Origin of the sequence: Aureimonas ureilytica DSM 18598 = NBRC 106430 (genome assembly GCF_000382705.1) — a bacterium.
Classification (GTDB): domain Bacteria; phylum Pseudomonadota; class Alphaproteobacteria; order Rhizobiales; family Rhizobiaceae; genus Aureimonas; species Aureimonas ureilytica.
Genome location: NZ_ARQE01000008.1, coordinates 228721 through 254624, shown reverse-complemented (window position 1 = coordinate 254624; position 25904 = coordinate 228721). Strand labels below are relative to the sequence as shown.

At 66.7% G+C, this 25904-nt stretch carries 23 protein-coding genes; 8 read left to right on the top strand and 15 right to left on the bottom strand.

Features of this window, described 5'->3' with window-relative positions:
• On the top strand, positions 1 to 211 hold a 211-nt coding region (locus B146_RS0117490), incomplete at its 5' end, for a transposase (RefSeq protein ID WP_019997767.1).
• Positions 212 to 217: 6 nt separating this feature from the next.
• On the opposite strand, the gene B146_RS26535 is transcribed toward B146_RS0117490, so the two are convergent.
• From B146_RS26535 to B146_RS29115, 14 genes are all read right to left on the bottom strand, one after another.
• On the bottom strand, positions 218 to 925 hold the full coding sequence (locus B146_RS26535) for a trypsin-like serine peptidase (RefSeq protein ID WP_019997766.1): 708 nt from the start codon (positions 923 to 925) through the stop codon (positions 218 to 220).
• Positions 922 to 1461: a hypothetical protein gene (locus B146_RS26530; protein ID WP_019997765.1), complete on the bottom strand. Its 540-nt coding sequence runs from the start codon at positions 1459 to 1461 to the stop codon at positions 922 to 924. Before B146_RS26530 ends, B146_RS26535 begins: the two co-directional genes overlap by 4 nt.
• A 94-nt stretch (positions 1462 to 1555) precedes the next feature.
• A complete protein-coding gene (locus B146_RS0117475; RefSeq protein ID WP_019997764.1) occupies positions 1556 to 3361 on the bottom strand; it encodes an ABC transporter ATP-binding protein in 1806 nt (601 codons plus the stop codon).
• 3 nt (positions 3362 to 3364) lie between these two features.
• Positions 3365 to 4225: an ABC transporter permease gene (locus B146_RS0117470; protein WP_019997763.1), complete on the bottom strand. Its 861-nt coding sequence runs from the start codon at positions 4223 to 4225 to the stop codon at positions 3365 to 3367.
• The gene (locus tag B146_RS0117465) at positions 4222 to 5172 is read right to left on the bottom strand and encodes an ABC transporter permease (protein ID WP_019997762.1); all 951 of its coding nucleotides are present in this window, start codon (positions 5170 to 5172) and stop codon (positions 4222 to 4224) included. The genes B146_RS0117470 and B146_RS0117465 overlap by 4 nt, the downstream gene beginning before the upstream one ends.
• 137 nt (positions 5173 to 5309) lie before the next feature.
• Entirely contained in the window at positions 5310 to 6824 is a 1515-nt protein-coding gene (locus B146_RS0117460) for an ABC transporter substrate-binding protein (RefSeq protein WP_019997761.1), read from the bottom strand.
• A gap of 37 nt (positions 6825 to 6861) precedes the next feature.
• Positions 6862 to 8346 carry a M81 family metallopeptidase gene (locus tag B146_RS0117455; protein ID WP_019997760.1) on the bottom strand — a complete coding sequence of 495 codons (1485 nt, stop codon included), beginning with the start codon at positions 8344 to 8346 and terminating at the stop codon, positions 6862 to 6864.
• 11 nt (positions 8347 to 8357) lie between these two features.
• Entirely contained in the window at positions 8358 to 9143 is a 786-nt protein-coding gene (locus B146_RS0117450) for an IclR family transcriptional regulator (protein WP_019997759.1), read from the bottom strand.
• The gene (locus B146_RS0117445) at positions 9140 to 9532 is read right to left on the bottom strand and encodes a RidA family protein (RefSeq protein ID WP_019997758.1); all 393 of its coding nucleotides are present in this window, start codon (positions 9530 to 9532) and stop codon (positions 9140 to 9142) included. Before B146_RS0117445 ends, B146_RS0117450 begins: the two co-directional genes overlap by 4 nt.
• A 283-nt stretch (positions 9533 to 9815) precedes the next feature.
• Complete coding sequence (locus B146_RS0117440) at positions 9816 to 10676, bottom strand: amidohydrolase family protein (RefSeq protein WP_019997757.1); 861 nt, start codon at positions 10674 to 10676, stop codon at positions 9816 to 9818.
• A gap of 126 nt (positions 10677 to 10802) precedes the next feature.
• A complete protein-coding gene (locus B146_RS0117435) occupies positions 10803 to 11729 on the bottom strand; it encodes a glycosyltransferase family 2 protein (RefSeq protein WP_019997756.1) in 927 nt (308 codons plus the stop codon).
• Entirely contained in the window at positions 11726 to 12055 is a 330-nt protein-coding gene (locus tag B146_RS0117430; protein ID WP_409359848.1) for a GtrA family protein, read from the bottom strand. Before B146_RS0117430 ends, B146_RS0117435 begins: the two co-directional genes overlap by 4 nt.
• Positions 12056 to 12201: 146 nt before the next feature.
• On the bottom strand, positions 12202 to 13929 hold the full coding sequence (gene poxB / locus B146_RS0117425; RefSeq protein WP_019997754.1) for a ubiquinone-dependent pyruvate dehydrogenase: 1728 nt from the start codon (positions 13927 to 13929) through the stop codon (positions 12202 to 12204).
• Between the two features lie 151 nt (positions 13930 to 14080).
• Positions 14081 to 14236, bottom strand: coding sequence for a hypothetical protein (locus tag B146_RS29115; protein ID WP_019997753.1), 156 nt, complete (start codon positions 14234 to 14236; stop codon positions 14081 to 14083).
• A 299-nt stretch (positions 14237 to 14535) separates the two neighbouring features.
• Here B146_RS29115 and B146_RS28445 point away from each other — a divergent pair, with 299 nt between their 5' ends.
• On the top strand, positions 14536 to 14679 hold the full coding sequence (locus B146_RS28445) for a DUF1127 domain-containing protein (RefSeq protein WP_019994553.1): 144 nt from the start codon (positions 14536 to 14538) through the stop codon (positions 14677 to 14679).
• Positions 14680 to 14839: 160 nt separating this feature from the next.
• On the opposite strand, the gene B146_RS30125 is transcribed toward B146_RS28445, so the two are convergent.
• Positions 14840 to 15535 carry a CatB-related O-acetyltransferase gene (locus B146_RS30125; protein ID WP_019997752.1) on the bottom strand — a complete coding sequence of 232 codons (696 nt, stop codon included), beginning with the start codon at positions 15533 to 15535 and terminating at the stop codon, positions 14840 to 14842.
• Between the two features lie 479 nt (positions 15536 to 16014).
• On the opposite strand from B146_RS30125, the gene B146_RS0117405 reads away from it, so the two are divergent.
• The 6 genes from B146_RS0117405 to B146_RS0117380 all read left to right on the top strand — a co-directional run bounded on the left by B146_RS0117405 (position 16015) and on the right by B146_RS0117380 (position 25857).
• Positions 16015 to 17778, top strand: a complete 1764-nt coding sequence (locus B146_RS0117405; RefSeq protein WP_155897565.1) for a type I secretion system permease/ATPase — start codon at positions 16015 to 16017, stop codon at positions 17776 to 17778.
• Between the two features lie 87 nt (positions 17779 to 17865).
• Positions 17866 to 19275, top strand: a complete 1410-nt coding sequence (locus B146_RS26520) for an HlyD family type I secretion periplasmic adaptor subunit (protein ID WP_019997750.1) — start codon at positions 17866 to 17868, stop codon at positions 19273 to 19275.
• Positions 19276 to 19297: 22 nt separating this feature from the next.
• On the top strand, positions 19298 to 19561 hold the full coding sequence (locus B146_RS0117395; protein WP_019997749.1) for a hypothetical protein: 264 nt from the start codon (positions 19298 to 19300) through the stop codon (positions 19559 to 19561).
• A gap of 203 nt (positions 19562 to 19764) precedes the next feature.
• Entirely contained in the window at positions 19765 to 20073 is a 309-nt protein-coding gene (locus tag B146_RS0117390; RefSeq protein WP_019997748.1) for a helix-turn-helix domain-containing protein, read from the top strand.
• A gap of 66 nt (positions 20074 to 20139) precedes the next feature.
• On the top strand, positions 20140 to 22323 hold the full coding sequence (locus tag B146_RS26515) for a hypothetical protein (RefSeq protein ID WP_020665177.1): 2184 nt from the start codon (positions 20140 to 20142) through the stop codon (positions 22321 to 22323).
• 525 nt (positions 22324 to 22848) lie between these two features.
• Positions 22849 to 25857: a beta strand repeat-containing protein gene (locus tag B146_RS0117380; protein ID WP_019997747.1), complete on the top strand. Its 3009-nt coding sequence runs from the start codon at positions 22849 to 22851 to the stop codon at positions 25855 to 25857.
• Positions 25858 to 25904: the final 47 nt, after the last annotated feature.

Sequence of the window (25904 nt, the reverse complement as noted above, 5' to 3'; positions counted from 1 at the left end):
CGGGGCACGGCTCTGGTACCTGCCGCCCTACTCGCCCGACCTCAATCCGATCGAACAGGCCTTCGCCAAGATCAAGCATTGGATGCGCATGGCCCAGAAGCGGACCATCGAGGAAACGTGGCGACACGTCGGCCACCTCGTCACCACCATCCCGTCCGACGAATGCGCAAACTACTTCGAAAACGCAGGCTATGCTTCCGTCAAAACCTGAAACGCTCTAGCGCTCCAACCGCTCGCGCCAGGCCGCAACCGGCACGGCCAGCATGACGTCGCGCCCATTCGCCTTGGCGGTCGCGACGCTGATGCCGACGAGCGCGCCGGATTCATCGACGAGCGGGCCGCCGGAATAGCCCTGGATGATCGAGCAGGTGGCGACGATCAGGTCGTTCGCGGCCTGCGACGCCGTGCGGCACCCTTCCGCGACGGTCAGCGCATAGGCGCGGTCCCGCCCGAAACCGGCGGCGGCGAGCGCCGTGCCGGGGCGGGGCGGCTCGCCGGCCAGCCGCAAGGGTTCGATATCGGCGGGGGCGGGCTCTGCCAGGTCCAGGAGCGCCCAGTCGCGCGGCGCGGCCGCGAGCGAGCGCTCGCCGTCCTGGCCGGGGTCCATGCGGATGGCGCGCGCGACCGTCTGGAACCGGTAGGTCCCGCGATCGTAGCCGAGGACGAAATGCACAGAGCCGGGCGCGAGAAAGCGCTTGGTCGCGCGGTTGTAGAGGCAATGGGCGGCGGTCACGGCGAGTTGCCGGCCGATCAGGACGCCGGTGCAACGGGAATAGGCCATCGTGTTCACCTGCCCCACCGCGTTCCAGGGCGGGGCCGCGATGTCGACGCGCTGGCGCGCCGCGCCCGAGACGGTTTCGGCTTGGGCCGGCATGGGCAGCGCGAACGCCGCGATGAACGCGAGGGCCGGTAAGGCGCGGCTCATGGCTTGGCGCGCGCCGGCGCCCCGGCCTTCGGGGCCTTCGGAGCGTCCGGCTCGCCCTCCCCGCCCTCATCCGGCGGGTCGTTCGCCTCGTTCTCCACGCTGACCGACAGGCGCTGGTAGAGGCCGAGCCCGACCAGGAGGAAAACGCCGACGAAGAGGAGAAGCGTTGGATAGACCATCTGCGGGGGCGCTTCCTTGCCCGCCTGGAACACGGTGACGAGCGCTTCCAGGAGCACGGCGATGACGATGGTCGAGATGAACTTCGTGAGGCTCCGCCGGGCCTCGGCGGCGTTGCGCATCTCGCGGCCCCGGATCGCCTCTTCTTCCAGGAGATATTTGCCGACGTCGAACACGGCGATGGCGATCACCGTGAAGCCGACCGCTTCCAAAAGCGTCGAGCCCACATCGAGATTGGGGTCGTTGTAGCTCGTCCAGACCCCCGACATGGCATAGACGATGAGCCCGCAGGCCAGGAGCATGAGCATCAGGCTGGCAAAGCCGAAGGCCGCCCGCGTCAGGAATTCGAAGGCACGCATCCAAGCTGGCTCCCCTCGCCCACCATCAGGCGGCGCGGGGAGCTTTAAGCCATCGGGCGCGGCCGTGCGCAAGGGGCTCGGCCTCGCACCGGTCTCAGTTCGGCAGCGCCACGAAATGCCCGTCCGAGACCTCGGCATAGCGCCGCTTCGGGGGCACGTAGTCGAGCGGTCGGAGCGGGCTCTTGATCTCTTCCGTGAGCGCGGGCGGCAGGTGGCCGCGCCGCTCCGGGTCGGGCAAGGGCACGGCCTCGATCAGCCGGCGCGTATAGGGATGGCTCGGATTGTCGAAGATCGCCCGGCGCGGACCGATCTCCACGATCTCGCCGAGATACATGACGGCGACGCGGTGGCTCATGCGCTCCACCACCGCCATGTCGTGGCTGATGAAGAGATAGGCGAGATCCATCTCCTCCTGAAGGTCGAGGAGAAGATTGGCCACCTGCGCCTTGACCGAGACGTCCAGCGCCGACACCGCCTCGTCGGCGACGATCAGGCGCGGCTCCAGCGCGAGCGCGCGGGCGATCGAGATGCGCTGGCGCTGCCCGCCGGAGAACTCGTGCGGAAAGCGCGTGGCGACATCCGGCGACAGGCCGACCTTCTGGAGGAGATCGGCGACGCGGGCCTTCGCCGCGCCCTTGTCCATGAGCTTGTGAGACAGGATCGGCTCGGCGATCGCCGCGCCCACCGACAGGCGCGGGTTGAGCGAGGCGAACGGGTCCTGAAAGATCATCTGCGCGGTTCGGCGCATGGCGCGCATGCGGGCAGCGCCGGCCGTGGCCAGGTCCTCGCCCTCGATGCGGATCGCGCCGGCCGTCGGCGTCAGAAGCCGCATGATGGCGCGGCCCGTCGTGGACTTGCCGCAGCCGGACTCGCCGACGAGCGACAGCGTCTCGCCGGGCTTCAGCGCGAAGGACACGTCCTCCACCGCATGGATGCGCCCGTTCGGCAGGTCGAAGCGAACCGAAAGGTTCGCGACGTCGAGGATCGGCGGCGCGCCGGCGATGACGGGGCGGGTTTCGCGCCCGTCCTCGGCGACGCCGGTGGCCGGATCGACGGCGGGAAAGCGCTTCGGCCCGAAGGCCTCGCCCATCGTGCCGAGGCGCGGGATCGAGGCGAGCAGCGCCCGCGTATAGGGCTCGCGCGGCGCGCGGAAGATTTCGTCGGTTCGGCCGGTTTCCACCATGTCGCCGCGCAGCATGACGACGGTGCGATCTGCGATCTCCGCGACGACGCCCATGTCATGCGTGATGAAGAGAACGGCCATGTTCTCCTCGCGCTGCAATTCGCGGACGAGATGCAGGATCTCGGCCTGGATCGTGACATCTAGTGCCGTGGTCGGCTCGTCGGCGATCAGGAGCTTCGGCCGGCAGGCGAGCGCCATCGCGATCATCACGCGCTGGCGCATGCCGCCGGAGAACTTGTGCGGATATTCCGACAGGCGCGCGCGGGCGGCGGGGATGCGCACGCGCTCCATGATGCGCACCGCCTCTTCCTCCGCCTCGCGCCAGGACAGGTCGCGATGGAGGACGAGGGCTTCGGCGAGCTGGTTGCCGATCGTGAAGACCGGGTTCAGCGAGGTCATCGGCTCCTGGAAGATCATGCCGATGCGCCCGCCGCGCACCTGACGCATCTCCTTTTCCGAAAGCGTGAGGAGATCGCGCCCTTCCAGAAGGATGCGCCCTTCGCAGCGCGCCTTGTCCGCCGGCAGGAGCCGCATGGCGGACAGGGCCGTGACGCTCTTTCCCGAGCCCGACTCGCCGACGATGGCGACCGTTTCGCCGGCGTCCACGGTGAAGGAGATGTCGCGCACGACGGAGCGCCAGTCCCGCCCGGTGCGGAACGAGGTCGTCAGCTTTTCGACGGAGAGAACGGGCTCAGCTTTGGGAGACAGGGCGTCCATGGCTCAGACCTCCTTGGACAGGCGCGGGTCGACGAGATCGCGCAACCCGTCGCCGACGAGCTGGAGCGACAGGACGGCGAGCACGATGGCGAGGCCCGGAAACAGCATGAGCCAGGGCGAGGCGTTCATGTATTCGCGGCCCGAGGCGAGCATCGTGCCCCAGGTCGGCATGTCCGTGGAGACGCCGACGCCGAGAAACGAGAGGCTGGCTTCCGCCAGCATGGCCGAGGCGAAGACGAAGGTCGCCTGAACGAGAATGGGCGAGGCGAGATTGAGAAGAACGTGGCGCAGGAGGATCTGCCAGGTCGGCAGGCCGAGCGTCACGGCGGACTCGATATAGGGAAGCTCGCGCAGGACCAGCGTCGAGCCGCGCACGATGCGCGCGAGGCGGGGTGCATAGGTGATGCCGAGCGCCAGGATGACATTGGTCAGCGAAGGACCGAGCGCGGCGACGAGCGCGATGGCGAGGAGAATGTCGGGAAACGACATCATCGCGTCGAGAAGCCGCGAGATCGGCGCGTCCAGCCGGCGGAAATAGCCCGCGAAGAGACCGAGCGCGACGCCGAGCACGGTGGAGATCGCCACCACGCCGAGCGAGACGAGAAGCGACACGCGCCCGGCATAGATGGCGCGCGAGAAGACGTCGCGGCCGAACTCGTCCGTGCCGAAGAGATGCGCCCCGGAGGGCGGCTTCAGCTTGTTGACGATCGACAGCTTGTTGGGCGCGTAGGGGGCGATCAAGGGCGCGAAGAGGGCGGCCAGAACCACCAGGCCGAGGATCACGAGGCCCACGAGGATCGCCTTGTTGCGCGCGAGCCGGCGGAGGCTTGCCAAGCGCGGCGCGGGAGAGACGAGCGCGCTCACATCCGCACCCGTGGGTCGACGAAGAGGTACAGCATGTCCACCGCGAAATTGATGAGGACGTAGATCGCCGCGACCACGAGAAGCGCGCCCTGGATCACCGGATAGTCGCGCCGCAACACGGCCTGCACCACGAGATTGCCGACGCCCGGCAGGCCGAACACGGTCTCGGTGACGACGGCGCCGGCCACCAGCAGCGCGATCGACAGGCCGATCACGGTGATGATGGGGATCAGCGCGTTCTTCAGCGCGTGCTTGAGGACGACGCGGGCGGGACCCGCCCCCTTGGCGCGGGCCGTGCGCACGTAATCGTCGCCGAGAACGTCCAGCATGGCGGCTCTGGTGAAGCGGGTGATGAGAGCCGAATTGACGATACCGAGCGCGAAGGCCGGCAGAACCAGATGGTGCAGCCGCTCGAGGAACGGCGTGTCCGGCCCGCCGTAACCGGAGGCGGGAAACCAGCCGAGCCCGACCGCGAAGCTCTGGATCAGGATGAGGCCGAGCCAGAAGCTCGGCACGCTCGCCGCGATCATGGTGACGCCGACGACGAGCTGATCGAACAGCGTGCCGCGCTTCACCGCCGAGAGGATGCCGACGGGCAGCGCGATGGCGACCGCGATCAGGATCGAGAAGAGCGTGAGGAAGAAGGTCGGCTCGGCGCGGGCGGCGAGCGCCGTCGTCACCGGCTGCCCGAGGAAGATCGACTGGCCGAGATCGCCCCTGACGACGTCCAGCAAGAATTGCCCGTATTGCTGGAGCAGCGGCGCGTCGAGGCCGAGCCGGGCGCGCAATTCGGCGATGTCGGCGGGCGTGGCGTCGGCGCCGAGCATCACGGCGGCCGGATCGCCGGGCGTCACCCGGACGATCACGAAGACCACCGTCACCACCAGCGCCAGAACCACGGCCATGCCGCCGAGGCGCTTCAAGAAAGCGGACACGAGCCGCGACATGGCCGGGTCTCCCGAATGGTCCGGCGCGCGCGCTCTGGCGCGTCGCCGGACGGAAGTTGAGACGATCTCCGGGGCGGCGAGATGCGCCCCGCTGGAGGAAGCGGCCGGGCTTCACGCCCGGCCGTCGGGGCGGGCGATCAGGAGCGCGGCGTGACGTTCCAGAAGCGCGGCCAATAGGCCGGCTCGTAGCCCTTCACGCCCTTGGCAAGACCGCCGAGCGCGTTGAAATTGCCGACCTTCACGAGCGGCGCGTCGTCGTAGATCACGGTCTGGATGCCTTCCCAGGCCTTGAACTTCTCGTCCTGCGTGGTGGCGTTCATGTAGGCCGACACGGCCTGCGCCTTCTGGTCCGAGACGTACCAGCCGGGATAGGTGTCGGTGATCGTGTTCAGCGTCGTCGGATCGCCCGGGAAGTTCGAGTGGGTGATGAAGATGTCCCACTGCTTGGGGTCGGCACGGCGGGTCGTCAGGGTCGCCCAGTCCACGACCTGCAGGTCGACCTTGAAGCCGGCGGCTTCCAGATAGGCCTTGGCGACTTCGCCGGTCTTGTAGTGGAACTCGTACTGACGGCTCGTCAGGATGCGGATCGGCGTGCCGTCATAGCCGGCCTCGCTCATGAGCTTCGCCGCCGCTTCCGGGTCGCCCTCGCCATAGCGGGTGACGCCGGCTTCCGTGTGCCAGACGAAGCCTTCCGGAAAGAAGGCGCCGTCGATGCCGAAGAACTTCTCGTCGGAGAAGGCGGCGAGCATCATGTCGGTCGGGTTCACCGCCACCTGCACCGCCTGGCGCAGGCCCTTCTTGGTGAGGACGCCTTCCTTCATGTTCATGTTGAGAGAGGTCCAGCCGGCGTTCTGGAAGATCACCGGCGCGGCCGTGTCGCTCGCCTCGACGCGCTCGAAGGCGCTGACGGGAAGCGAGTCGGCGTAATCGTACTGGCCGGAGATCAGGCCCTCGACGCGGGTGTTGGCGTCCGGCACCGGCACGAAGCGGATTTCGGAGGCGATCGCCTCACGCCGCCCGGCATAGTTGGAGGGCTCGCCTTCGGGCGACTTGTAGTTCTCGAAGCGCACGAGCTGCGTGTACTGGTCGGGCCGGCGTTCTTTCAGCTGATAGGGGCCCGTTCCGACGAACTCGGTCAGCGTGTCCGCGAGCTTCTCGGAGGGCAGGATGATCGAGGCCTGCGACAGGGTCGCGATCAGCGGCGAATAGCGCGACTTCAGCTTGATCGTGACCGCGTGCTCGCCGTCCGGCTCCACGCTTTCGACGACGCCGGCGACCTGCTTGCCCTTGGAGTTGATCGCCATCCAGCGCTTCAGCGAGGCCACGACGTCAGCGGAATCGAAGGCCGACCCGTCATGGAAGGTGACGCCCTCGCGCAAGGGGATGCGGTAGGTCAGGCCGTCCTCGGAAAGCTCCGGCATGGCGGCGGCGAGCAAGGGCTGGGGCTGCCACTCCTTGTCGAACGTGTAGAGCGTCTCGAAAATATGGTTGCCGATCGTCAGCACGATGTCGGTCGGCGTCTGCATCTCGTCCAGCGTCGGCGGCTCGCCGATCGTGGCGACGGTCAGGACGCCGCCGCCTTGGGCGAGCGCGACCGAGCTGGTGCCCGCGAGGAGAAGGGCGAAGGCGGCGGAACGAAGCGGTCTCTTCACGGATGGTCTTCCTTTTTGCGGGTCGGGAAACGGGGGATCAGGCGTCGAGACCGAGCGGGTCCTTCACGCGCGGCCAGAGCTGAAGGCTCGCCTTGCGATAGGGCGTCGTCGCCGGATCGGTCGGGTAGGAGGTGGGCGAGGCGACATAGACGATCTCGCTCGCCACCGGCTGGAAGCCGGCGTGGAAATGGTTGGTGGACTTCACCAGGAGCAGATCCTTCGCCGCGAAGTCGACGCCCATATTGGTGAAGATCGAGGGCTCGTAGGTCTGGGTGCGGCTGGTGATGAGGATCACGTCGATCTCGGTGCCGATGATGCGGATCGTGGCGGCGCGGCCAAGCGTGACGCGGCTGTTGCGGAAGCTCTGCCAGCCGCTTTCTTCGACGCGCAGCACCTTCACGCGCGCGTCCAGCGGCTGGCCGCCATGCGGGCTCGACTTGCCACCGAAGCGAAGCTCGATCTCCGCCCCCTCGCCCGCCGCGTGGCAGAAGGACACGGCGATCGGGTCCCAGATCGTGGCGAGCGCGACCTTGCCCATATCGCCGCGCTCGAGGATGCGGCGCAGGACATGCGTGGCGTCGCCGGCGACGCCGCCGCCCGGATTGTCCCAGACATCGGCGATCACGACGGGCTTTTCGGGATGGGCGGCGCGGACCGCTCTCGCCTGATCCAGCCCGGCCTCGGTGTCGAGGATCGGCATGGCGGTCGTGCCGCGCAGCGCATAGAGCTCGCGCCCGAGCTTGGCGGCCAGCGCCTCGCCCTTGGCCTTGTCGCCATCGGTGACGACCACGATGCGCGTTCCCATGTCCGGCACGTCGCCGGCCATGAAGCCGTGGATCACGGAGACGGCGAGAATGCCGTCGCGACCTTCCATCGCCTTCAGGCGATCGACGAAGGAGCGCATCGGCTCGCGGCTGGTCGGATAGATCGCGATCATCCGGCAGTCGAAGGTCGAGATCACCGGGCGGATCTCGCCCCGGATCGTGCGCAGCGCCAGATCCACGACCAGCTCGCCCCGCTCCTCGAAATCGGTGTGCGGGAATTCCAGGAAAGCCGCCAGGAGATCGAGCTGCGAGACGCGCAAGGGGGTGAGATGCGAATGGGGGTCGAACTCGGCGGCGACGGTGACGTCCGGCCCGACAAGGGCGCGCACGCGCTGGAGGAAGTCGCCTTCCGGGTCGTCATAGCCCTGCGCCACCATCGCGCCGTGAAGGCCGAGCACGACGCCGTCGACCGGCAGGGCGGCTTCCAGTTCGCCGAGGATCGTGTCGCGCAGGTGCTCAAAGGTCTGGCGCTGGATGAGGCCGGCGGGCTCGGCCCAGCAGGACGTGCCCTCGATCACGGTGAAGCCCTCCGCCCGGCCGCGCCGACGCAGGATCGGCACCGGCGAGGAGCAGAGCGTCGGCGTGTCCGGATGCTCGCCCGGCCCGGCATAGAAGGCCGCCTGGAAGGCCAGGAGATCGGTCGGAACCGGCGAGAACGTGTTGGTTTCCGTGGCGAGCGAGGCGGTGAAGATGCGCATGGTCGGCCCGGTCAGTCCTGGTCAGGGAAATGGGTGGAAAGCGCGGCGGCGGCGCGCTTGAGGCTCGCCAGATAGGCGGCGTGGTTGGCCTTGGCGTCCTCGCGCGGGGCGACGATGCAGAGCGTTGCGGCGGCCTGCCCGTCCGGGCGGCTGACCGGCACGGCGAAGCAATGGGTGTAGCTGTCGAGGAGGCTGTCGAAGGTGAAGTGCCCGCGCGCGCGCGTCTCGGCCACCTCGGTCAGGAAGGCCTCGCGATCGATCGGCGTGCCGTCCGGCAAGGCGAAGTCGCCGGGCGGCACGAAGGCGAGGATTTCGTCCGGCGTCAGGTGATCCACGAGGACGCGGCCCGAGGCGGTCCAGGTCAGCGGCACGCGCTCGCCGATATCGGTGGAGATGCGGAACGGCCGCGAGCCCTCGCGCTGCGCCGCGACATAATATTGGTTGCCGTCGAGCCGGCAGAACTGCGCGGTTTCGGCGGTTTCCTCGACGATGCGCTTCAGGGCGGACTGGATCGCGGCATGGCGGCCGGACACGGCGGCATAGGCGGCGGCCAGAAGATGCACCCGCTCGCCCAGAAACAGCTTGCCCTCGCCCGCATCCTCCAGAAGGCCGCGCGCCTGAAGCAGGGCGCCGAGCTCGTAGATGGTGGATCGCGGCGCGCCGAGAAGCGCCGCGATCTCGCCGGCGCGCAAGGGGCGGCGCGCTTCGGCGAGGCAGTCCAGAATGTCGAAGGCGCGGTCGAGGCCCCGGGCCCGGCCCTTGGCCTTGATCCCCTCGGCTTCGACCGCCGCGCTCATTGCGCGTCCTTGCGCTTGAAGGCGATGCAGTCGATCTCGACCTTGCAATCCACCATCATCGAGGACTGGACGCAGGCGCGGGCCGGCGGATGGCCCTTGAAATACTGTGCGTAGACGCCGTTGAAGCTCCAGAAGTCGCGCGGATCGTCCAGCCATACGCCGACGCGCACCACGTCCTCCAGCCCGTAGCCGGCCTCGGTGAGGATGGCGATGACATTGGCCATGGTCTTGTGGGTCTGCTCGACGATGCCGCCCGGCACGATCTCGCCGTTCTCCATCGCGACCTGTCCCGACACGTAGAGCCAGCCGTCGGCCTCCACGGCGCGCGCGAAGGGCAGCGGCTGTCCGCCCGCTCCGGTTCCACCGCCGCCATACCGGGTCAGTGCCATGATCGCTTCCTCTCGTCAGATATCCGCTATAACGGACACGTGTTCGTTGTTTCGGACAAGGCTATAGAGGCGGATGTCGCAGGCCTTGTCAACGACCTGTCACACAGAGGTGTGAGGACGGCGCGCGGCGGTGGTTTTTCCCATGCAAAAGCGCCCGGCGGAGCGCGAGGGCTCGCCGGGGGCGGGGCAATGTTCGAAGGTCAGGCCGTGCCCGAATCGGGCGGCTGGTCGCGCAAGGGCGGGCGGCGGATCGGGTGCGCCGCCGGTCAGGCTTTCTCGCGCCTTACCGCGCGGTCACGCGATAGAAGCGCGCGGCGTTGCCGCCGAAGATCTTCGCCATGCCGTCCGGCCCGAAATGCGGGCTGAGAAGGGCGCGCGCGGCGTGGATGACCTCGCCATAGGAGGCGGAGAGCGTCGCCACCGGCCAGTCGCTGCCGAAAAGAAGCCGGTCCTCCCCGAAGATCGCGGCGACATGATCGACATAGGGGCGGAGGTGTTCGAGCTGCCAGTCGGGCGCGGCTTCCGTGACGAGGCCCGACAGTTTGCACGAGACGTTCGGAAAGGCGGCCACCGCCGCGATGTCGTCGCGCCAGGGGTCGAGCCGGCCTTCGGCGATCGCGGGTTTGGAGATGTGGTCCACCACCGCGCGCAGGCCCGGGACCGCTTCCAGCGCCTTGGCCACATGCGGCAGATGACGAGGAAAGGTCAGAAAGTCGAAGGCGAGGCCGCTGTCGGCGACGCGGCGCAGATTGTCGAGAACGACGGGGCGCAGGATGTAGCGCTCGTCCGACAGGCCCTGCAGAACCGGCCGCAGCCCGACGAAGAGCGGGTTGGCGGCGTATTGGGCGAGGCGCTCGGCGAAGAACTCGCTTTCCATGTCGAGCCAGCCGACCACGCCGGCGATGAAGGGCGTTTGTTCGGCGAGCGCCAGAAGGAAGTCGGTTTCGGCTTCCGTTTCGGCCGCCTGAACCGCGATCGTGCGCGCGACGCCGGTGCGCCGAAGAAGCGGCGCGAGATCCTCGGGCAGGAAATCGCGCCGGATCGCGGCGACGCCCTCCTCGTTCAGCCAGCCATAGTCGCCGCGCGACAGGCGCCAGAAATGCTGGTGGCTGTCGATCGTCTCGACCGGACCCGTCTTGCTCATGGCCGCTTCCACTCCCCGCGCCCGCAATGCCTCACCCCGGCGACCCCTCGCCGGGCAGGGAGAGGGATAGGCCGATCCGGGCCTCGCAGGCAATCGGCGCGCCGTCTCCTGGCGCCCGCGCTGGGGCTAACGCTGGCTGCGCTCGGTTCGGATCACGTAGCGAGGGCGCTGCTTGGTCTCGATATAGATGCGCCCGATATATTCGCCGAGGACGCCGATGCCGATGAGCTGGATGCCGCCGAGAAACAGGATCGACACGAGAAGCGACGGATAGCCCGGCACGGCATTGCCCCAGATGATCTTGTCCACGATCATCCAGACGCCGTAGACGAAGGCGAAGCCCGCCACCGTCAGGCCGATATAGGTCCACATGCGCAAGGGCACGGTGGAGAAGGAGGTGATGCCTTCCAGCGCGAGGTTCCACAGCGCCCAGCCGTTGAACTTCGAGGTGCCGGCCGTGCGCTCGGCGCGCGTGTATTCGACGATCGCGACCTCGCCGCCGACCCAGCTCAGGATGCCCTTCATGAAGAGATTGCGCTCGCGCATCAGCTTCAGGGTTTCCACAACGGGGCGCGAGAGAAGGCGGAAGTCGCCGACATTCTCCTCGATCTTCGGCTTGCTGATGCGATTGTGCAGCCGATAGAACATCTCGGCGGTCTGCCGCTTCAGATGCGTGTCGGACGAGCGGTCGACGCGCTTGGCAAGCACGATGTCCGCGCCTTCCTGCCATTTCTCGATCAGGAGCGGGACGACCTCGATCGGGTCCTGGAGATCGACGTCGATCGGGATCACCGCGTCGCCGGACGCGTGTTCGATCCCGGCGATCAGCGCGGGCTCCTTGCCGAAATTGCGGGTGAAGCGGATCGGAACGACGAGCGGATCGGCCTCGGCCAGCGCCGCGACGATCTCGGGCGTGCGGTCGCGGCTGCCATCGTCCACGAAGACGATCTCGACCTCGAAGGGCGCGTTCGCGAAATGCTCGCGCACCGTGCGATGGAAGAGGTCGACCGTCTCCTCCTCGTTGAACACGGGAACGACGAGGCTGATCTTCATTTCGAAACCTTGAAGACGACGAAGCGCGAGTATGCGTAGCCACATACTAGACTGATCGCCGAAAAGCCAACCAGCGTGACGAGCGGGTGCAGATGGGCGCGATCCGCCGCCCAGCCGGTGAGCGTCGCGAGCGCGCCCATGAAACCGACATAAAGGAGGTAGCGCGTCAGCGTCGAGCGCGCCTCGAAGGTCCAGCGCGCGTTGGCGAAGAAGGAGAAGGTCACCGCCAGCGAGAAGGCCAGGAGATTGGCGAGCGCCTGCGAGGCCCCGAACCAGACGAACAGGGCGAAGGCGGTCCAGTGGATCGCGGTGTTCACCACGCCCACGGACATGAACCTCAGAAACAAGCGAAACCTCGATGGAAAGATGAGCCGGCGGCAATGCCGCCGGACCCTATAGAAGCCGCGCCGCGCGGACAACGCCGCCGGCCTAGGGGGCGAGGTGAGATGCGCCCGCCGCCTCGCCGCCCGCGCTATCGACGGAAGAGATTGGCGTCGGCGAGTTCCACCACCTCGTCGCCGCGCCCGTTCATGATGGCGCGCAGCGAATACAGGCTGAAGCCGGCGGCCTGCGCGATCTGGATCTTCGGCGGCAGGGCGAGTTCCAGCTTTTCGGTGACGACATCCACCAACGCCGGCCCGTCATGGGCGAAGGCCGCTGTCAGCGCGCCTTCCAGCGCGTCCGAGCGTGTCACGCGCAACCCGAGAAAGCCCATCTCGCGCGCGATCGCCGCAAAATCCGCCGAACGGAGCGCGACATTGGTGTCCACATAGCCCGCCGCCTTCTGCTCCAGTTCCACGAAGCCGAGCGTTCCGTTGTTGAAGACGACGATCTTGATCGGCAGCTTCATCTGGCTGGCGGTCAGGAGATCGCCCATCAGCATGGTGAGACCCCCGTCGCCCGAGAGCGACACGACCTGCCGCCCGGGCTCCGCCGCCTGGAGGCCCAGCGCCTGTGGCATGGCATTGGCCATGGAGCCGTGGTTGAACGAGCCGACGAGGCGTCGACGGCCGTTCATCGTGAGATAGCGCGCGGCCCAGACGGCGGGCGTGCCGACATCGGCGGTGAAGGCGGCGTCGGGCGCGGCGAGACGATCGATGACCTTCGCCACATATTGGGGATGGAGCGGCTCGTCGCCCTCGCGCGGCGTCGCGAGCGCGTCGAGCCCTTCGCGGGCCTTGCGGTAATGCTCGCGCGCGGAGGCGAGGAACGCCCCGTCGCGGCCGGGCGCAATGCGCGGCAGAAGCTGTTCGGCCGCTTCGCGCACGTCGGCGACGAGGCCGAGCGCGATCGGCGTGCGCCGGCCGAGCGCGCCCGGATCGCGGTCGATCTGCGCGACGGTGGCCTTCTTGGGATAGAAGTTGCGATAGGGAAAGTCGGTGCCGAGCATCAGGAGCGTGTCGCACTCCATCATCGCGTGATAGCCCGACGAGAAGCCGATGAGGCCGGTCATGCCGACATCGAACGGATTGTCCCATTCGATCCATTCCTTGCCGCGATAGGCATGGACGATCGGCGCCTGCAGGGCTTCGGCGAGCGCCACGACCTCGTCATGCGCGCCCGCGACGCCGGCCCCGCACAGGAGCGTGACGGCGCCGGAGGCATTGAGAAGCGCGGCCAACCGGTCGATCTCGCCGGCGGCCGGCACGAGGCGGGGCGCGGCGAGCCTGGGAAAGGTCTCGCTCGCGCCCGATGGCGCGGGCTTCAGCGCGACGTCGCCCGGCACCACGATGACCACGACGCCGCGCTCGCCGAGGGCCGTGCGCATGGCGCGGTGCAGGAGTTCGGGCATCTGCTCGGGCGTCTGGAGCATCTCGCAGAAATGGCTGCATTCGCGAAACAGCTCGGTCGGATGCGTTTCCTGAAAGTAGGTGAGCCCGATCTCGCTGGAGGGAATATGCGCGGCGATGGCCAGAACCGGCGTCCGGTTGCGCTGGCAGTCGAACAGGCCGTTGATGAGATGGAGATTGCCCGGCCCGCAGCTTCCCGCGCAGACGGCGAGCTGGCCCGTCGCGGCGGCTTCGGCGCCGGCCGCGAAGGCCGCGACCTCCTCGTGGCGCGTGTGCATCCACTGGATCGTTCCGTCGCGGCGCAGGCTGTCGTTCAATGCGTTGAGGCTGTCGCCGGTGACGCCCCAGATTCGCTCGACGCCCGCCGATTTCAGCGTGGCGACGAAGAGATCGGCGATGGACTGGCTCATGGCGGTGCGTCTTTCATCCCGTGATGGTGCAGGGGTTCGCCGCTCGGGCGACCTTCCCGCCCGGCCTTCGCACATGCGAGAAGAGTGCCGATTCAATCGATCGGCGCGCGATCCGTTCCGTTCCCATTCGTCTGCGAACGGGCGTGTGGGATCAGTTGGCGGGAACAGGGCCGGTCGGAATCGGCGCCCGCGAGCCCTTTTCCGGTGTTTCGCCGCCGCCGGTCCCGACGGAGACGGAGGGCCCGCCGCCGCCCGAATAGAAGGCCACCACCGCGACGACGAGGACGATGGCGGCGGTCACAACCATCCAGGTCGAACCTCGGCGGCGATTGAGCGGTTTGGACGATCGGGTCATGGGGCCTCCTTCGTCACAGGAAGGTAGGGCGCGGCACCCCGGAGCGGCGCTCGCCGCCGTTCATGTTTTCGTAACCGGCCATTCCCACAGCGCAAACCGGCTCCGCGTCAGGGACATATCCAGGAAACGCAGAGCTGCCTTTCAGGCTTTGCGCTACTGCGAAGGGCTGACGAGGCGTAGGTTCTCCCCATCGGAAGAACAGACAAACACCGGCCACCACCGATGAGAGGCCGGCACCAAAGGAAGATCCCATGTCCCTCGCTCGCTCCTTCAGCAACTGGCGCCAGTATCGCAACACGGCCGCCGAACTGAATCGCCTGTCGCAGCGCGAACTCTCCGACCTCGGCATCTCGCGCGCCGACATCCCGGCCATCGCCCGCCAGTCGGTCCGCTAACAGTTTCACCCTTTCGCTTCCGCCGGTCCTCCCCCGGCCGAGGCGTTCAAGCCGAACGGTTCCTCCCACCGCCGGCTTACCCCTGACGCCCTTGCCGGTCCTCCCCCGGCAAGGGCGTTTTTCGTTGGGGATGGTCGAGGTGCTCAGGTCCTCGCCGTCCTCACGACGGCCGGGACCCGGCCAGCCGGTCGGCGAGGCGCCGGAGACCATCGCTGATACGCGTGCGCAACCCGAGCCTTGCCGCCGGTGGCGTCGTCTCGCGCCCCGGTTCCCCCCTCGCAACGGAGCCTTCCCCCGCCATTTCGAGGAAGCGGGTCGTATCGGAATTCATCAGAAGCGGCATCGCCGCCTCGATGCGCTCGGGCGGCCAGGTCCACCAGGCGCTCCGCAGAAGCGCGGCGATGGTGTGGGGATCGAAGCGATAGCGAATGAGGCGCGCGGGATTGCCGCCCACGATCGCGTAAGGCGGCACGTCGCGGGCGACCACCGCGCGCGCCGCGATCACCGCCCCGTCGCCGATGGTGACGCCCGACAGGATCAGGGCGCCATTGCCGATCCATACATCGTTGCCGATCCGCACATCGCCTTTCGTGGCCGGGTGACCCGGAATGGCCGCAGCGCTCGGCCAGTCCTCGAAGGCGGAAAACGGGTAGGTCGTGATCCAGTCGGGCCGATGATTGCCGCCGAGCAGAATCGTGACCCCGTCCGCGATCGAGGTGAAACGTCCGATCGAGAGGCGCGCATCCTCGCCCCACCAGAGAATTTCGGGAGACCCGTAGCTGTGCTCGCCGAGGTCCAGACGGCCCTCCGCCCGGAGGCGCTCCGTTGTCGGTGTCACGGTGAACCAGGCCTTCATGCGCTGCCGAATCCCTTTTCTCGCGCCGTTCGGGCTGGCGCGGCCGACAGGAGACGGCAAGACGTCCGGCGCCGCAAGCGTCGCTCCTCCCGGCCGCGCGGGAAGGGATATTGACTGGAATTGTAACTCGCAGTTGTTGGTTCGTTAAATCTTAATGCGGTTCAATGGGTCCATGCGACGATCCGTGCCTCAATTCGGCCTCACTATCCCGGCCATGCGGGAGACGGGAAGGCCTCCCTTTCTACGAGTGGTCGAATTGTGTTATGCGGCATGGGTCGTAAAGGTTACGAGTCCGCGAAGCCTGTCCGGCGCGAGTGCAGCGGAACGAAAGCGAGTTCGTCCATGATCCGTTCCAGCCGTTCACCGGCGCACCTGTCCGAGATCAGCCGGCCGAGCCCGAGCGGAGCCCCATAGGGTTCACGCCCCGAAAGAGTTGGCGTCAATCAAATTTCCTAAGTGGCCTCGATCCGTCGGGCCGAATGAGGGCTCGGTTAGTGTCTTATATCTCGAACAAGACATCGGTGCTTGGCAAGGCGTTCGCGGTTTGCAAAAGCAATTTCCTCTTCGTCGTTTTATTTAGCTTTTTCATCAACTTGCTGATGTTCGTCAGCCCGCTCTACATGATCCAGGTCTATGACCGGGTTCTGGCGAGCCGCTCGGAAGTGACCCTGGTCATGGTCACGCTCCTGGCCGTCGGTCTTCTGGTCGTCTACGCCGCGCTGGAATCGATCCGCTCGCGCGTCCTGGTGCGCACCGGCGCCCGCTTCGACAAGTTCATCGGCCAGAACGTCTTCTCGACCTCGTTCCGCGGCCATCTCCGCTCGCCCGGCGGCGGCTATTCCCAGCCCGTGCGCGATCTCGACACGGTTCGCGAGTTCCTCACCGGCGGCGGCATCATCACCTTCTGCGACGCGCCCTGGATGCCGATCTTCCTGGCCGTCTGCTACATGATTCATTTCTGGATCGGCGTCGTCGCCACCGTCGGCGCGGTTCTGATCTTCGGTCTGGCGCTCGCCAACGAACTGATGACGCGCCGCCACCTCAAGGAAGCCTCGGCCGCCTCGATCGGCGCGAACCAGTATGTCACGACCACGCTTCGCAACGTCGAGATCATCCATGCGCTCGGCATGATGAAGGCGGTGAGCGGGCGCTGGAGCACGCTGCACGACCGCGCCCTCGGCCTTCAGGCGCAGGCGAGCGACCGCGCAGGCCTGATCCTCGCCACCTCGAAATTCGTGCGCACCGTGCTTCAGGTCGCGATCCTCGGCGTCGGCGCCTATCTGGTTCTGGAATCCGAGGTCACGCCCGGCGCGATGATCGCCTCGTCCATCATGATGGGCCGCGCGCTCGCTCCGGTGGAAAGCGCCGTCGCGCAGTGGAAGGGCTTCATGGCGACGCGCTCGGCCTATGAGCGCCTGACCAAGATGTTCGAAGCCGCCGTTCCCGAGCCGGAAAAGATGCCGCTCCCCGCGCCCACCGGCGCGATCAGCCTCGAGCAGCTCGTCGTTGCCCCTCCGGGCTCGAACAGCGCGACGCTCAAAAGCGTCAACATGCAGATCCAGCCGGGCGAAGTGGTCGGCGTGATCGGCCCCTCGGGTGCCGGCAAGTCGACGCTCGCCCGGGCGCTGACCGGCGTCTGGGCCCCGCTGTCGGGCCATGTCCGCCTCGATGGCGCCGATATCGACAATTGGCACGCCGAACTTCTCGGCCCCCATATCGGCTACCTGCCGCAGGACGTCGAACTCTTCGCCGGCACGATCGCCGAGAACATCGCGCGCTTCTCCGCCGTCGATGCCGAAGCCGTGGTGAAGGCCGCGCAGAAGGCGGGCGTCCACGAGATGATCCTGCAGCTCACCGACGGCTACAACACCAAGATCGGCGAAGGCGGCCGCGCCCTGTCGGGCGGCCAGCGCCAGCGCATCGGTCTCGCCCGCGCGCTCTACGGCGATCCGAAGATCATCATCCTCGACGAGCCGAACGCCAGCCTCGACAGCTATGGCGAGGCCGCGCTCGCCCAGGCGCTGCGCATCGCCAAGTCCGAGCGCCGCACGGTGATCGTGATTTCGCATCGCGCCTCGCTCCTCAGCGAGGTCGACAAGCTCGCCGTGTTCACCGGCGGCACGCTCACCATGTACGGCCCGGCGGCCGACGTGATCGAGCGCCTGAACCCGCGCGCCGGTGCGCCCGCCCCGGTGGCCCAGCCCATGGGGCAGGTCACCCATATGTCGCGCGCCAACGGCTGATGCCCCGATCGGGGCGCTTCGCCCCGGTCCCGCCATTCTTTTCGTGTCGATACCCGCTCGACAGCAATGCCAGAAAGGCAAAGCAACATGACCAATGACGCGGTCGAGGGCGCCCTGCCCCGCTTGGAATCCAAGACGGGGCGCAACTCCCTCATGGACCGGATCCTGAAGCGCGACAGCGCGCAGGAGATCCCGGACGGCGATGTGATCAACGCACCGGTTTCGGCGCGCGGTCCCATCTTCGCGGGCGTCGTGATCATCGTCGTGACCTTCTTCGGCGCGGGCGTCTGGGCCTCCACGGCGCCGCTCGCCAGCGCGGTCGCCGCGCCCGGCACGGTGATCCTGGCCGGCAAGCGCCGCGCGGTGCAGCATCTGGAAGGCGGCATCATCAAGTCGATCCACGTGCGCGAAGGCCAGATCGTCGACGCGGGCGACGTTCTGATCACGCTCGACGAAACGCAGGCCAACGCCGCCGTCACCCGGCTTCGCACGCAGCTCGACACGCAGCTCGCGCTTCAGGCGCGGCTGATCGCCGAGCAGAGCGGCGCGGAAGACATCGCCTTCCCGGCCGAGCTGACCGATCGCCAGTCCGATCCCAAGCTCCAGGAAATCCTCGCCGGTCAGCGCCAGGAGTTCACCGAGCGCCAGAAGACCCTGACGGGCACCGTCGATCTTCTTCAGCAGAAGATGACGCAGCTCCAGCGCACGATCGACGGTCTCGAGGCGCAGAAGAAGTCGCGCGAGTCGCAGGTCAAGCTGATCCGCGAAGAGCTCAACGCGCTGGAAAGCCTCCTCCGCAAGGGGCTGATGAACAAGTCCCGCGTTCTGGAACTGCAGCGCGGCGCCGCGCAGCTCGACGGCGAGATCGGCGACGTGACCGCCCAGATCGGCCGCGCCCAGCAGCAGATCTCCGAAGCGCAGATGCAGGTGATCCAGACGCAGCAGCAGTTCCGCGAGGACGTCGTCTCGCAGCTGCGCAACGCCGAGTCGCGCGCCGCCGATCTCCAGCAGCAGCTCTTCGTCGCCAACGACATCTCCAAGCGCCTCGATATCCTCGCGCCGCAGAGCGGCACCGTGCAGAACCTCGTCGTCAGCACGGTCGGCGGCGTCATCTCGCCGGGCGAAGTGCTGATGGAGATCGCGCCGAAGGAAGGCGAGTTCCTCGTCGAGGCCCAGGTCTCGCCGCTCGACATCGACAACGTCACGCTCGGCCAGGAAGCGGAGGTCCGCTTCTCGGCGCTCGACCTGCGCACCACGCCGGTCATCATGGGCAAGGTCGTGTCGCGTTCGGGCGACCGGATCGAACAGAACAACCGCGCACCCTATTTCCGGGTTCAGGTGGAAACACCGCCGGAGGAGATGAAGAAGCTCCAGGGCCGCGCGTTGCAGGCCGGCATGCCGGCCGAGGTGCTGATCAAGACCAGCGAACGCACCTTGATGAACTACCTCACCAAGCCGCTCACCGATCAGCTCAAGCGCGGCATGAACGAGGAATAAGACAGACATTGGAGACTTCACGATGAGCGAATCCGGCAATTTCACGCTTCCTCCCGAAAACAAGGAGCGGGTCATGCGCCTGACGCAGGAGGTCTTCGTGCCCTACCTGCAGAAGGCCGTCGAGGTCGGCGCCACGCAGGCTCCGTTCACCGAGGTGCTGAGCGCGGCGTCCACCGCCTATGCCGAGCTGGTGGAGATGACGGTCGGCCGCGACGCCGGCGTCAAGCTCCTGCGCAGCCTCGCCGACCACATGGAAACGCGCCCGGTTTCCGACCGCGCGCAGTAAGGCGCTTCGCCGGAGCCCCGAACGATCGGGGCTCCGGCTTGCCTTCCTTGCCCCAAATGCGCGCGCGCGTCGCTGCGACACGTCTCGACTGGAAATCCGGCCGGACTTGGCGTAAAGTGCTTGCTGAACCGCTCGAGCGGTGTTCTCGAAAAAGCGAACCGCTTCGGCGGCCGGCTGCGGGCCGGGCGCGTAAGGGTTGAGTGATGGCGACGCAGACTGTTCTGGCTGAGGATATGGCGCGCCAGCGTCTCCGCAAGGAAGGGGGCGCCTGGCTTCGGCAGCGCCGCGAGGCGGCGGGTCTGTCGCAGCGCGAACTCGCCGAGCGGGTGGAGGTCGGCTACTACACCTTCGTCTCGCAGATCGAGGCGGGTCGCGGTCGCATCCCGGCCGAGCGCTACAGCGTCTGGGCCGACGCCCTTGCCATGAAGCCACGCGAGTTCGTGCGCTCGATCATGGCCTATTACGAGCCCACCACCTATCAAATCCTTTTCGGCGAAGAGCCGCAGGCGTGAGGCATCCGACCCTCGCCTCCGCGCCATCAGGCGCTTTTCTCCAGGCGTAGAGGATCGGACCCGATCGTGACGGCTACCATTCTTTCCTTCGGGCGTCGCCAGCCGAACACCCCGCCGCTTCCGGCCAAGACGCCGTGGCAGAATCAGGATCTGGCCGAGCTCTACCGCGTGCGCGATCGTCTCTGCGCCGCCGGGCTGGAGGTCGAGACCGAGGCCGGGGTCACGGACGAAGGCGATCCCTGGTTCGTCTATGCGCAGGCGGGGACGGACAATGTCGTCGTCCATATCGCGCGCATCGACAGCGAAATTCACGTCATCAACTGCGTCACCGGCGGCACCTATGTCGGGCCGAGCTTCCGCGAAGTGTCCGACCGGATGCTGGAGGAAGCCCCGCTCGCCTTGAGCGCGCAGGTGCGCCGCTCGTCCAATGTCGTCCTTCATCCGAGCGCCTTCCTGACCGCCTTCGTGGCGGCGGCGCTGATGCTGATCGACCTTCTGGAGCACAACAAGGCCGAGGCCGCGACGCTGGACGGCGCCCATGAGGGCGCGCATGCGAGCGACTGGGTCGTGACGACGGGCTCCGCGCACGACGCGTCTGCGTCAGGCGGCGACACGGCGGATGCCGCCGGCGACGAGGCCTCGCATCCTGACGGCGCGGATGGCGCGCTGCATCGGCGCTCGGCCAAGGACGCGCCGGGCTCCGCGCCCGCGATGGGCGCGACGGCGGGTCCCGGTCCGATGGCGATGGCCGCGACGGGCCTTGGCGCCCTGTCGGCGCATGGCGGGTTCCTGGCCGAAGTGCCGGGCGTCGGCGCCAGCGTAACGCTCGCCGCCGGCATTCTCGCGGCCGAACTCGCCCGCAGCTTCACCGGCGAGGGCGAGCATCCGGCGATGGAGCCGGGCGCGGGCCTTGCCAAGGATTTCGCCTCGCTCCTGTCGGCCTTCGCGAGCGCCGAGCCCGCCCATGCCAAAGCCCTGCCGGCCGAGGCCGAGGGCGGCGCCATGGCGACGATCGCCACGAGCGCCGTTGCGACGCCGGTGGACGCCGGCGGCGTCGCGACGCCGCATCTCGCGGTCGCCAGTCTCACGCCGATCGGCGCGCCGGTCAGCGTGAAGAGCGCGCCGGACGGGTTCGTCGAGCATTTCGTCTTCGCCGCGCCGGACGCGCATCGCCCGAGCGCGCCGACGCAGCCGAGCCCCGCGCAGAGCTTGAGCGCGAGCGCGCAGGAGGCCGCCCGCCCCGCCCCGACGCCGAGCGAAAGCGCCGGCCCCGTGTCCGGCCCGGCCACCGGAACCGTGCAGGCTCCGAGCGCCACCGCCGCTGCATCCCCGGCACCCCCGCCCGCGCCCAGCCCGGCCCCGCAGCCGAGCCCCGCCAAGGCGGAGCCGGCGAAGGACGCCGCCGCGCTGGATATCGGCTGGGTCGTCGCGCAGCTCGTGAAGCACGGCTCGTCCGCCGATCTCGGCGGCGCCCTCTCGTCGATCCTGTCGCCGAACGGCACGTCGAAGGACGGCACGAACCCCGCCTTTCTCATCTCGGACGCGGCGTCCGCGCTGGACAAGGCGACGGGCAAGGGCTCCGCCGCGCTCACTGGCACGAGCCTCCTCGCCGATCTCGGCACCGGCGCCTCCGTCAAGGGCGATGCGGCGAAGACGGGCCTCACCGGCCTCGTTCTCGGCGGCGACAGCGCGAAGGGCACCGCCGGGACGGCCGAGAGCGGCAAGGCGGACAGCGCGAAACTCGATCTCGGCAAGGACGATCTCGTCCGGCCGGACGCCGGCAAGATCGATCCCGGCAAGAGCGATCCGACCAGGCCCGATCTCACCAAGGCCGATCCCGTGAAGACCGACGCGACGGCGACCGGCGGCACGCCGGACGCGGCGAAGGCGGACGGTGCGAGCGGCGCGAAGACGGACGCGAAAACCGACGCCGGCGCAACGAGTGGCGGCAAAAGCGGTCTCGTCACCACGATCCACCCCGATGGCAGCGCGGTGTCGCTGCAGGCCGGGCATCACGAGACGGTGGTGTACAAGGCCGGCACGGTGCTGGTGGTGAACGGCTTCGTGCTCGGCGAGGATTATCTCGCCTTCGACCCGAAGGTCGGAGACGCCATGTCCGCCAAGGCGCATGCCGAGGGGACGGACCTCGTGCTCGGCGATGGCGAGATCGGCATGGTTCGCCTCGTGGGTGTGCTCGCCGACACGACGCTCCTGACGCATCTCTACGAAGGGCGCGCTTCGGCGGCCTGAGCCGAGACGAAATCCTTCGACAGCAAAACAACGACGATTCGCCGGCCTCGCGCCGGCGAACCTGTTTTGGCGCGGTCGCAAGGCCAGGGCCGCACGTGCCCGCGAGCCCCCAGGCTTGCGCCGGACAGGACCCAGTTTCGCGAAAACACCCTGATTCCGGCCCTCGATGAGGCGGGACGCGCACAGGCTTGCGCGAAACTGACGCGCTGAAAATTTAGCCTCTGGCCTAGTCCTCTAAAATGCGTCTTTTACATCACGCCGTGTCGCGACGCAGACCTCACCCGGTCGGGACGCTTGCAGGACTACAGTGATTGCTGTATCCCTGCCGACGAGTTGAGAACGAGGGCGGTGGGGGCCGCCGGGGAGCCCATCCGAAAACCAGTTTCACGTGTGCACGCCTCCCCGAGGCGCGGACTCTTTGTCACCGCTCGATCCCAAGGCGCGGAGCGGTGACATGGCGGCCGAGATAATCGCGATGCCAGCGGGGCCGGCGCCGGTCCCGACCTACGACAACGGAGACTCCTCATGTCGAACACCATCAGCTTTGACGAAAGCTTCTACCTTTCGCAGAACCCGGACGTCGCTGCCGCGATCTCCCGTGGCGTCTTCACGAGCGGCGCGCAGCACTACCAGCTGAACGGCCGTTTCGAGGGCCGCAACCCGAACGCCTTCTTCAACACCTCGTTCTACCTCGGCCAGTACCCGGACGTGGCGAAGGCCGGCATCAACCCGCTGACGCATTTCATCAACTTCGGCTCGGCCGAAGGCCGCTTCGCGAACGCGACCGAGAAGGGCGCGATCGACCTGAACAACAATGGCGGTGCGGACGACTTCAACAACGCCAAGTACCTGGCTGACTACAAAGACGTTGCAGACGCTGTTGCAGCGGGCACGTTCAAGAACGGCTACCAGCACTTCGTTCAGTTCGGCCAGTTTGAAGCCCGCATTGGCACGCTGTCGAACGGGACGACCATCACGGGTCCTTTCTCGAACACCGGTACGGCTCCGAACGCCGGCACCACCTTCACGCTCACTGCTGGCGCGGACACTGTTGTCGGCACGGCGAATGCGGATGTAATCAACGCTTCTCTGGTTTACGCCTCGGGCGGTGTAACGGTTGACAGCACTTCTACGCTGTCAGCTGCGGATCAGATTTCTGGTGGAGCGGGCATTGACACCCTGAACGTTACCGTAACGGGTGGCAATGCGGGTACGACCTTCGCTCCTGCGACGATTTCCGGTGTTGAAGTTCTCAACATCCGTAACGTTTCTGGTAACACGAATTCGTTGGATGCGTCGACCATCGCAGGTCTGACCAATGTCAACGCTGATCGTTCCACATCGACTGTAACCGTAACCAACCTCGCTTCGGGTGCATCGGCTGGCATCATTGGCAACGGTACTGCTGCCAACGGCGCCTTCAACGCTGGTTACGCAACAGCTGCCACCGCTGCGACCCTCAACGTTTCCGACGGAACGACCGGGGGTGCGGTTGTTCTTTCTGGCACCGGCGTGACTTCGACGACGGTTAACTCTACGGGTGCCGCCAACACGCTCACAAGCCTTGAGCTCGCTGCTTCTTCGACGACTGCAACCATCAATGCAGCGACGAACCTCACCACGGGCACGCTGACCGCAACGAACCTCGCGACGCTTAACGTCGCCGGTGCGGCCACCAGTGTTAACGTTGGAGCTCTCACTGCTAATGTTCGTACCGTTGATGCTTCCGGCCTGACGGCAGGTGGCCTCACCGCTACCCTCAATGCCGGCATCACCTCCTTCAAGGGTGGCCAGGGCAACGACGTTATTACCACTGCTGCCCTTACATCCACTACGGCAGGCATCATCAACGCTGGTGCAGGTTCTGACACGCTCGTTGTCGCAGCCGGTGCCGATGTTGATACTGCTGCAGAAGCCGCGCTCTACACCGGCTTCGAAGTCCTGCGTAACGCTGGGACAACAGACCTTGATGTCTCGCTTCTCGCTGGCATCACCTCCGTTGAAGTCACTGGCGCTGACGCGGGCCTTACAAAGCTCACGGCTGCTCAGGCAGCTAACGTCAAGGTTCTGACGAGCAACGCGACCAATACCTTTGCTCTGACGACGGCGACTGGTACCGCGGACGTACTTGGCCTCACGCTTGCTCCTGCCTCGGCAGCAACGGTCGCGACTCCGATCGACGTCACCGGTGCAACGGTCACGGGTTTCGAGACAATCAATGTTGTTTCGTCCAGCGGTCTCAAGGGTGGCGCATCGGGTGCTGGTAACGACCTCGCGTTCGCTGCTGCTGGTGACCTCACCACTATCAACGTCTCCGGCGAGTACGACCTGACTGTCAACACGGCGAACATCACGAAGGCCGTCACGATCAACTCGACGCAGACCGGTACTGCTAACCTGAACGTGCTGGGCAACGTCGTTAAGGGCTCGGTGATCAACACGACGGCAAATGCCGACACGATCACGACTTCGGCAGCGATCTCCGGTACCACGGGTGACTTCGCAACTTACAACGCTGGCGCAGGCAACGACAACATCACGTCCACTGCTGCTGCCATCAATAACACGTCTGCAGCAAACGGATCGATCAAGATCGATGGTGGCGCCGGTACGGACAAGCTGACGCTTACCGACGCGGCTAGTCTGACGCTTACGGATAACAACTTCCAGTTCCTCACGGGCATCGAAGAAATTTCGTACACCGTTGCCAACAAAGCCATCTCGATTACCTCAGGTGGCTTCACTAATACAAACTTCGCAACCGGTGGCCTTAAGCTGACGCTCGGCGACTCTACGAATGCTCAAGTTAACACCGTTGATCTCACGACCTTCACCGGTGCAGCAAACGTTTCACTGAACGCTTCGGCTGCAACAACGCAGGCGCAGACGATCATCACGGGTAGTGGCGCTGACACTGTCACGTTGCTGGCTGCTGGGACGACCACCGCTAATCATGTGATCAATACCGGCGCGGGCGCCGATACGATCACTGTGACGATTGACGGTACGACCATCACAACCGGAAATGTCACGATCAACGCCGGCGCTGGCAAGGACACCATCACGATCATTGGCGACAGCACGGCAAACGCCGACACTGCCGTCAACACGATCGTCCGTGTGCAGGAAGGGCACTCCACCCTGGCTGACTTCGATACCATCAACGGTGCGGTTGTCTCGGCCACGACGGGGACGAAGCAGGCGTTCCAGCTGGACTTCGACGGTAATGCGCAGAAGAACGCGGACGTTGCATCGACTGCAGTTGCTGGCTATACAACCGCTGAACTGACATACTCCGTCAGCAACGGCCTGCTTGCCTTCTCGGGTACTTCCGCTGCAGCTCTTACTGCTGCTCAGAAGGCGACCATTGCTCAGAACGTGATCACCGCTGCTAATAGTGCGGTCGCGTACGTTGACGGAAATGACTCCTTCGTATTCCACAACGGTGCTACGACGGACTCGCTCGTTAAGCTGGCCGGTGTTCAGCTGCTTGGCATCGATAGCGCCACGACCGGCTACATTGATGTCGCTTAATAGTTAGAGCAGGATAAGCCGAGTTTTCAGCTTCCTAATCTACCTTA

What these genes read in the sequence shown, in the direction of transcription:
- B146_RS26535 (WP_019997766.1), bottom strand. Translation starts at nt 925, where the DNA reads ATGAGCCGCGCCTTACCGGCCCTCGCGTTCATCGCGGCGTTCGCGCTG.
- B146_RS26530 (WP_019997765.1), bottom strand. Translation starts at nt 1,461, where the DNA reads ATGCGTGCCTTCGAATTCCTGACGCGGGCGGCCTTCGGCTTTGCCAGC.
- B146_RS0117475 (WP_019997764.1), bottom strand. Translation starts at nt 3,361, where the DNA reads ATGGACGCCCTGTCTCCCAAAGCTGAGCCCGTTCTCTCCGTCGAAAAG.
- B146_RS0117465 (WP_019997762.1), bottom strand. Translation starts at nt 5,172, where the DNA reads ATGTCGCGGCTCGTGTCCGCTTTCTTGAAGCGCCTCGGCGGCATGGCC.
- B146_RS0117455 (WP_019997760.1), bottom strand. Translation starts at nt 8,346, where the DNA reads ATGCGCATCTTCACCGCCTCGCTCGCCACGGAAACCAACACGTTCTCG.
- B146_RS0117450 (WP_019997759.1), bottom strand. Translation starts at nt 9,143, where the DNA reads ATGAGCGCGGCGGTCGAAGCCGAGGGGATCAAGGCCAAGGGCCGGGCC.
- B146_RS0117445 (WP_019997758.1), bottom strand. Translation starts at nt 9,532, where the DNA reads ATGGCACTGACCCGGTATGGCGGCGGTGGAACCGGAGCGGGCGGACAG.
- B146_RS0117440 (WP_019997757.1), bottom strand. Translation starts at nt 10,676, where the DNA reads ATGAGCAAGACGGGTCCGGTCGAGACGATCGACAGCCACCAGCATTTC.
- B146_RS0117435 (WP_019997756.1), bottom strand. Translation starts at nt 11,729, where the DNA reads ATGAAGATCAGCCTCGTCGTTCCCGTGTTCAACGAGGAGGAGACGGTC.
- poxB (WP_019997754.1), bottom strand. Translation starts at nt 13,929, where the DNA reads ATGAGCCAGTCCATCGCCGATCTCTTCGTCGCCACGCTGAAATCGGCG.
- B146_RS29115 (WP_019997753.1), bottom strand. Translation starts at nt 14,236, where the DNA reads ATGGTTGTGACCGCCGCCATCGTCCTCGTCGTCGCGGTGGTGGCCTTC.
- B146_RS28445 (WP_019994553.1), top strand. Translation starts at nt 14,536, where the DNA reads ATGTCCCTCGCTCGCTCCTTCAGCAACTGGCGCCAGTATCGCAACACG.
- B146_RS30125 (WP_019997752.1), bottom strand. Translation starts at nt 15,535, where the DNA reads ATGAAGGCCTGGTTCACCGTGACACCGACAACGGAGCGCCTCCGGGCG.
- B146_RS0117405 (WP_155897565.1), top strand. Translation starts at nt 16,015, where the DNA reads ATGAGGGCTCGGTTAGTGTCTTATATCTCGAACAAGACATCGGTGCTT.
- B146_RS26520 (WP_019997750.1), top strand. Translation starts at nt 17,866, where the DNA reads ATGACCAATGACGCGGTCGAGGGCGCCCTGCCCCGCTTGGAATCCAAG.
- B146_RS0117395 (WP_019997749.1), top strand. Translation starts at nt 19,298, where the DNA reads ATGAGCGAATCCGGCAATTTCACGCTTCCTCCCGAAAACAAGGAGCGG.
- B146_RS0117390 (WP_019997748.1), top strand. Translation starts at nt 19,765, where the DNA reads ATGGCGACGCAGACTGTTCTGGCTGAGGATATGGCGCGCCAGCGTCTC.
- B146_RS0117380 (WP_019997747.1), top strand. Translation starts at nt 22,849, where the DNA reads ATGTCGAACACCATCAGCTTTGACGAAAGCTTCTACCTTTCGCAGAAC.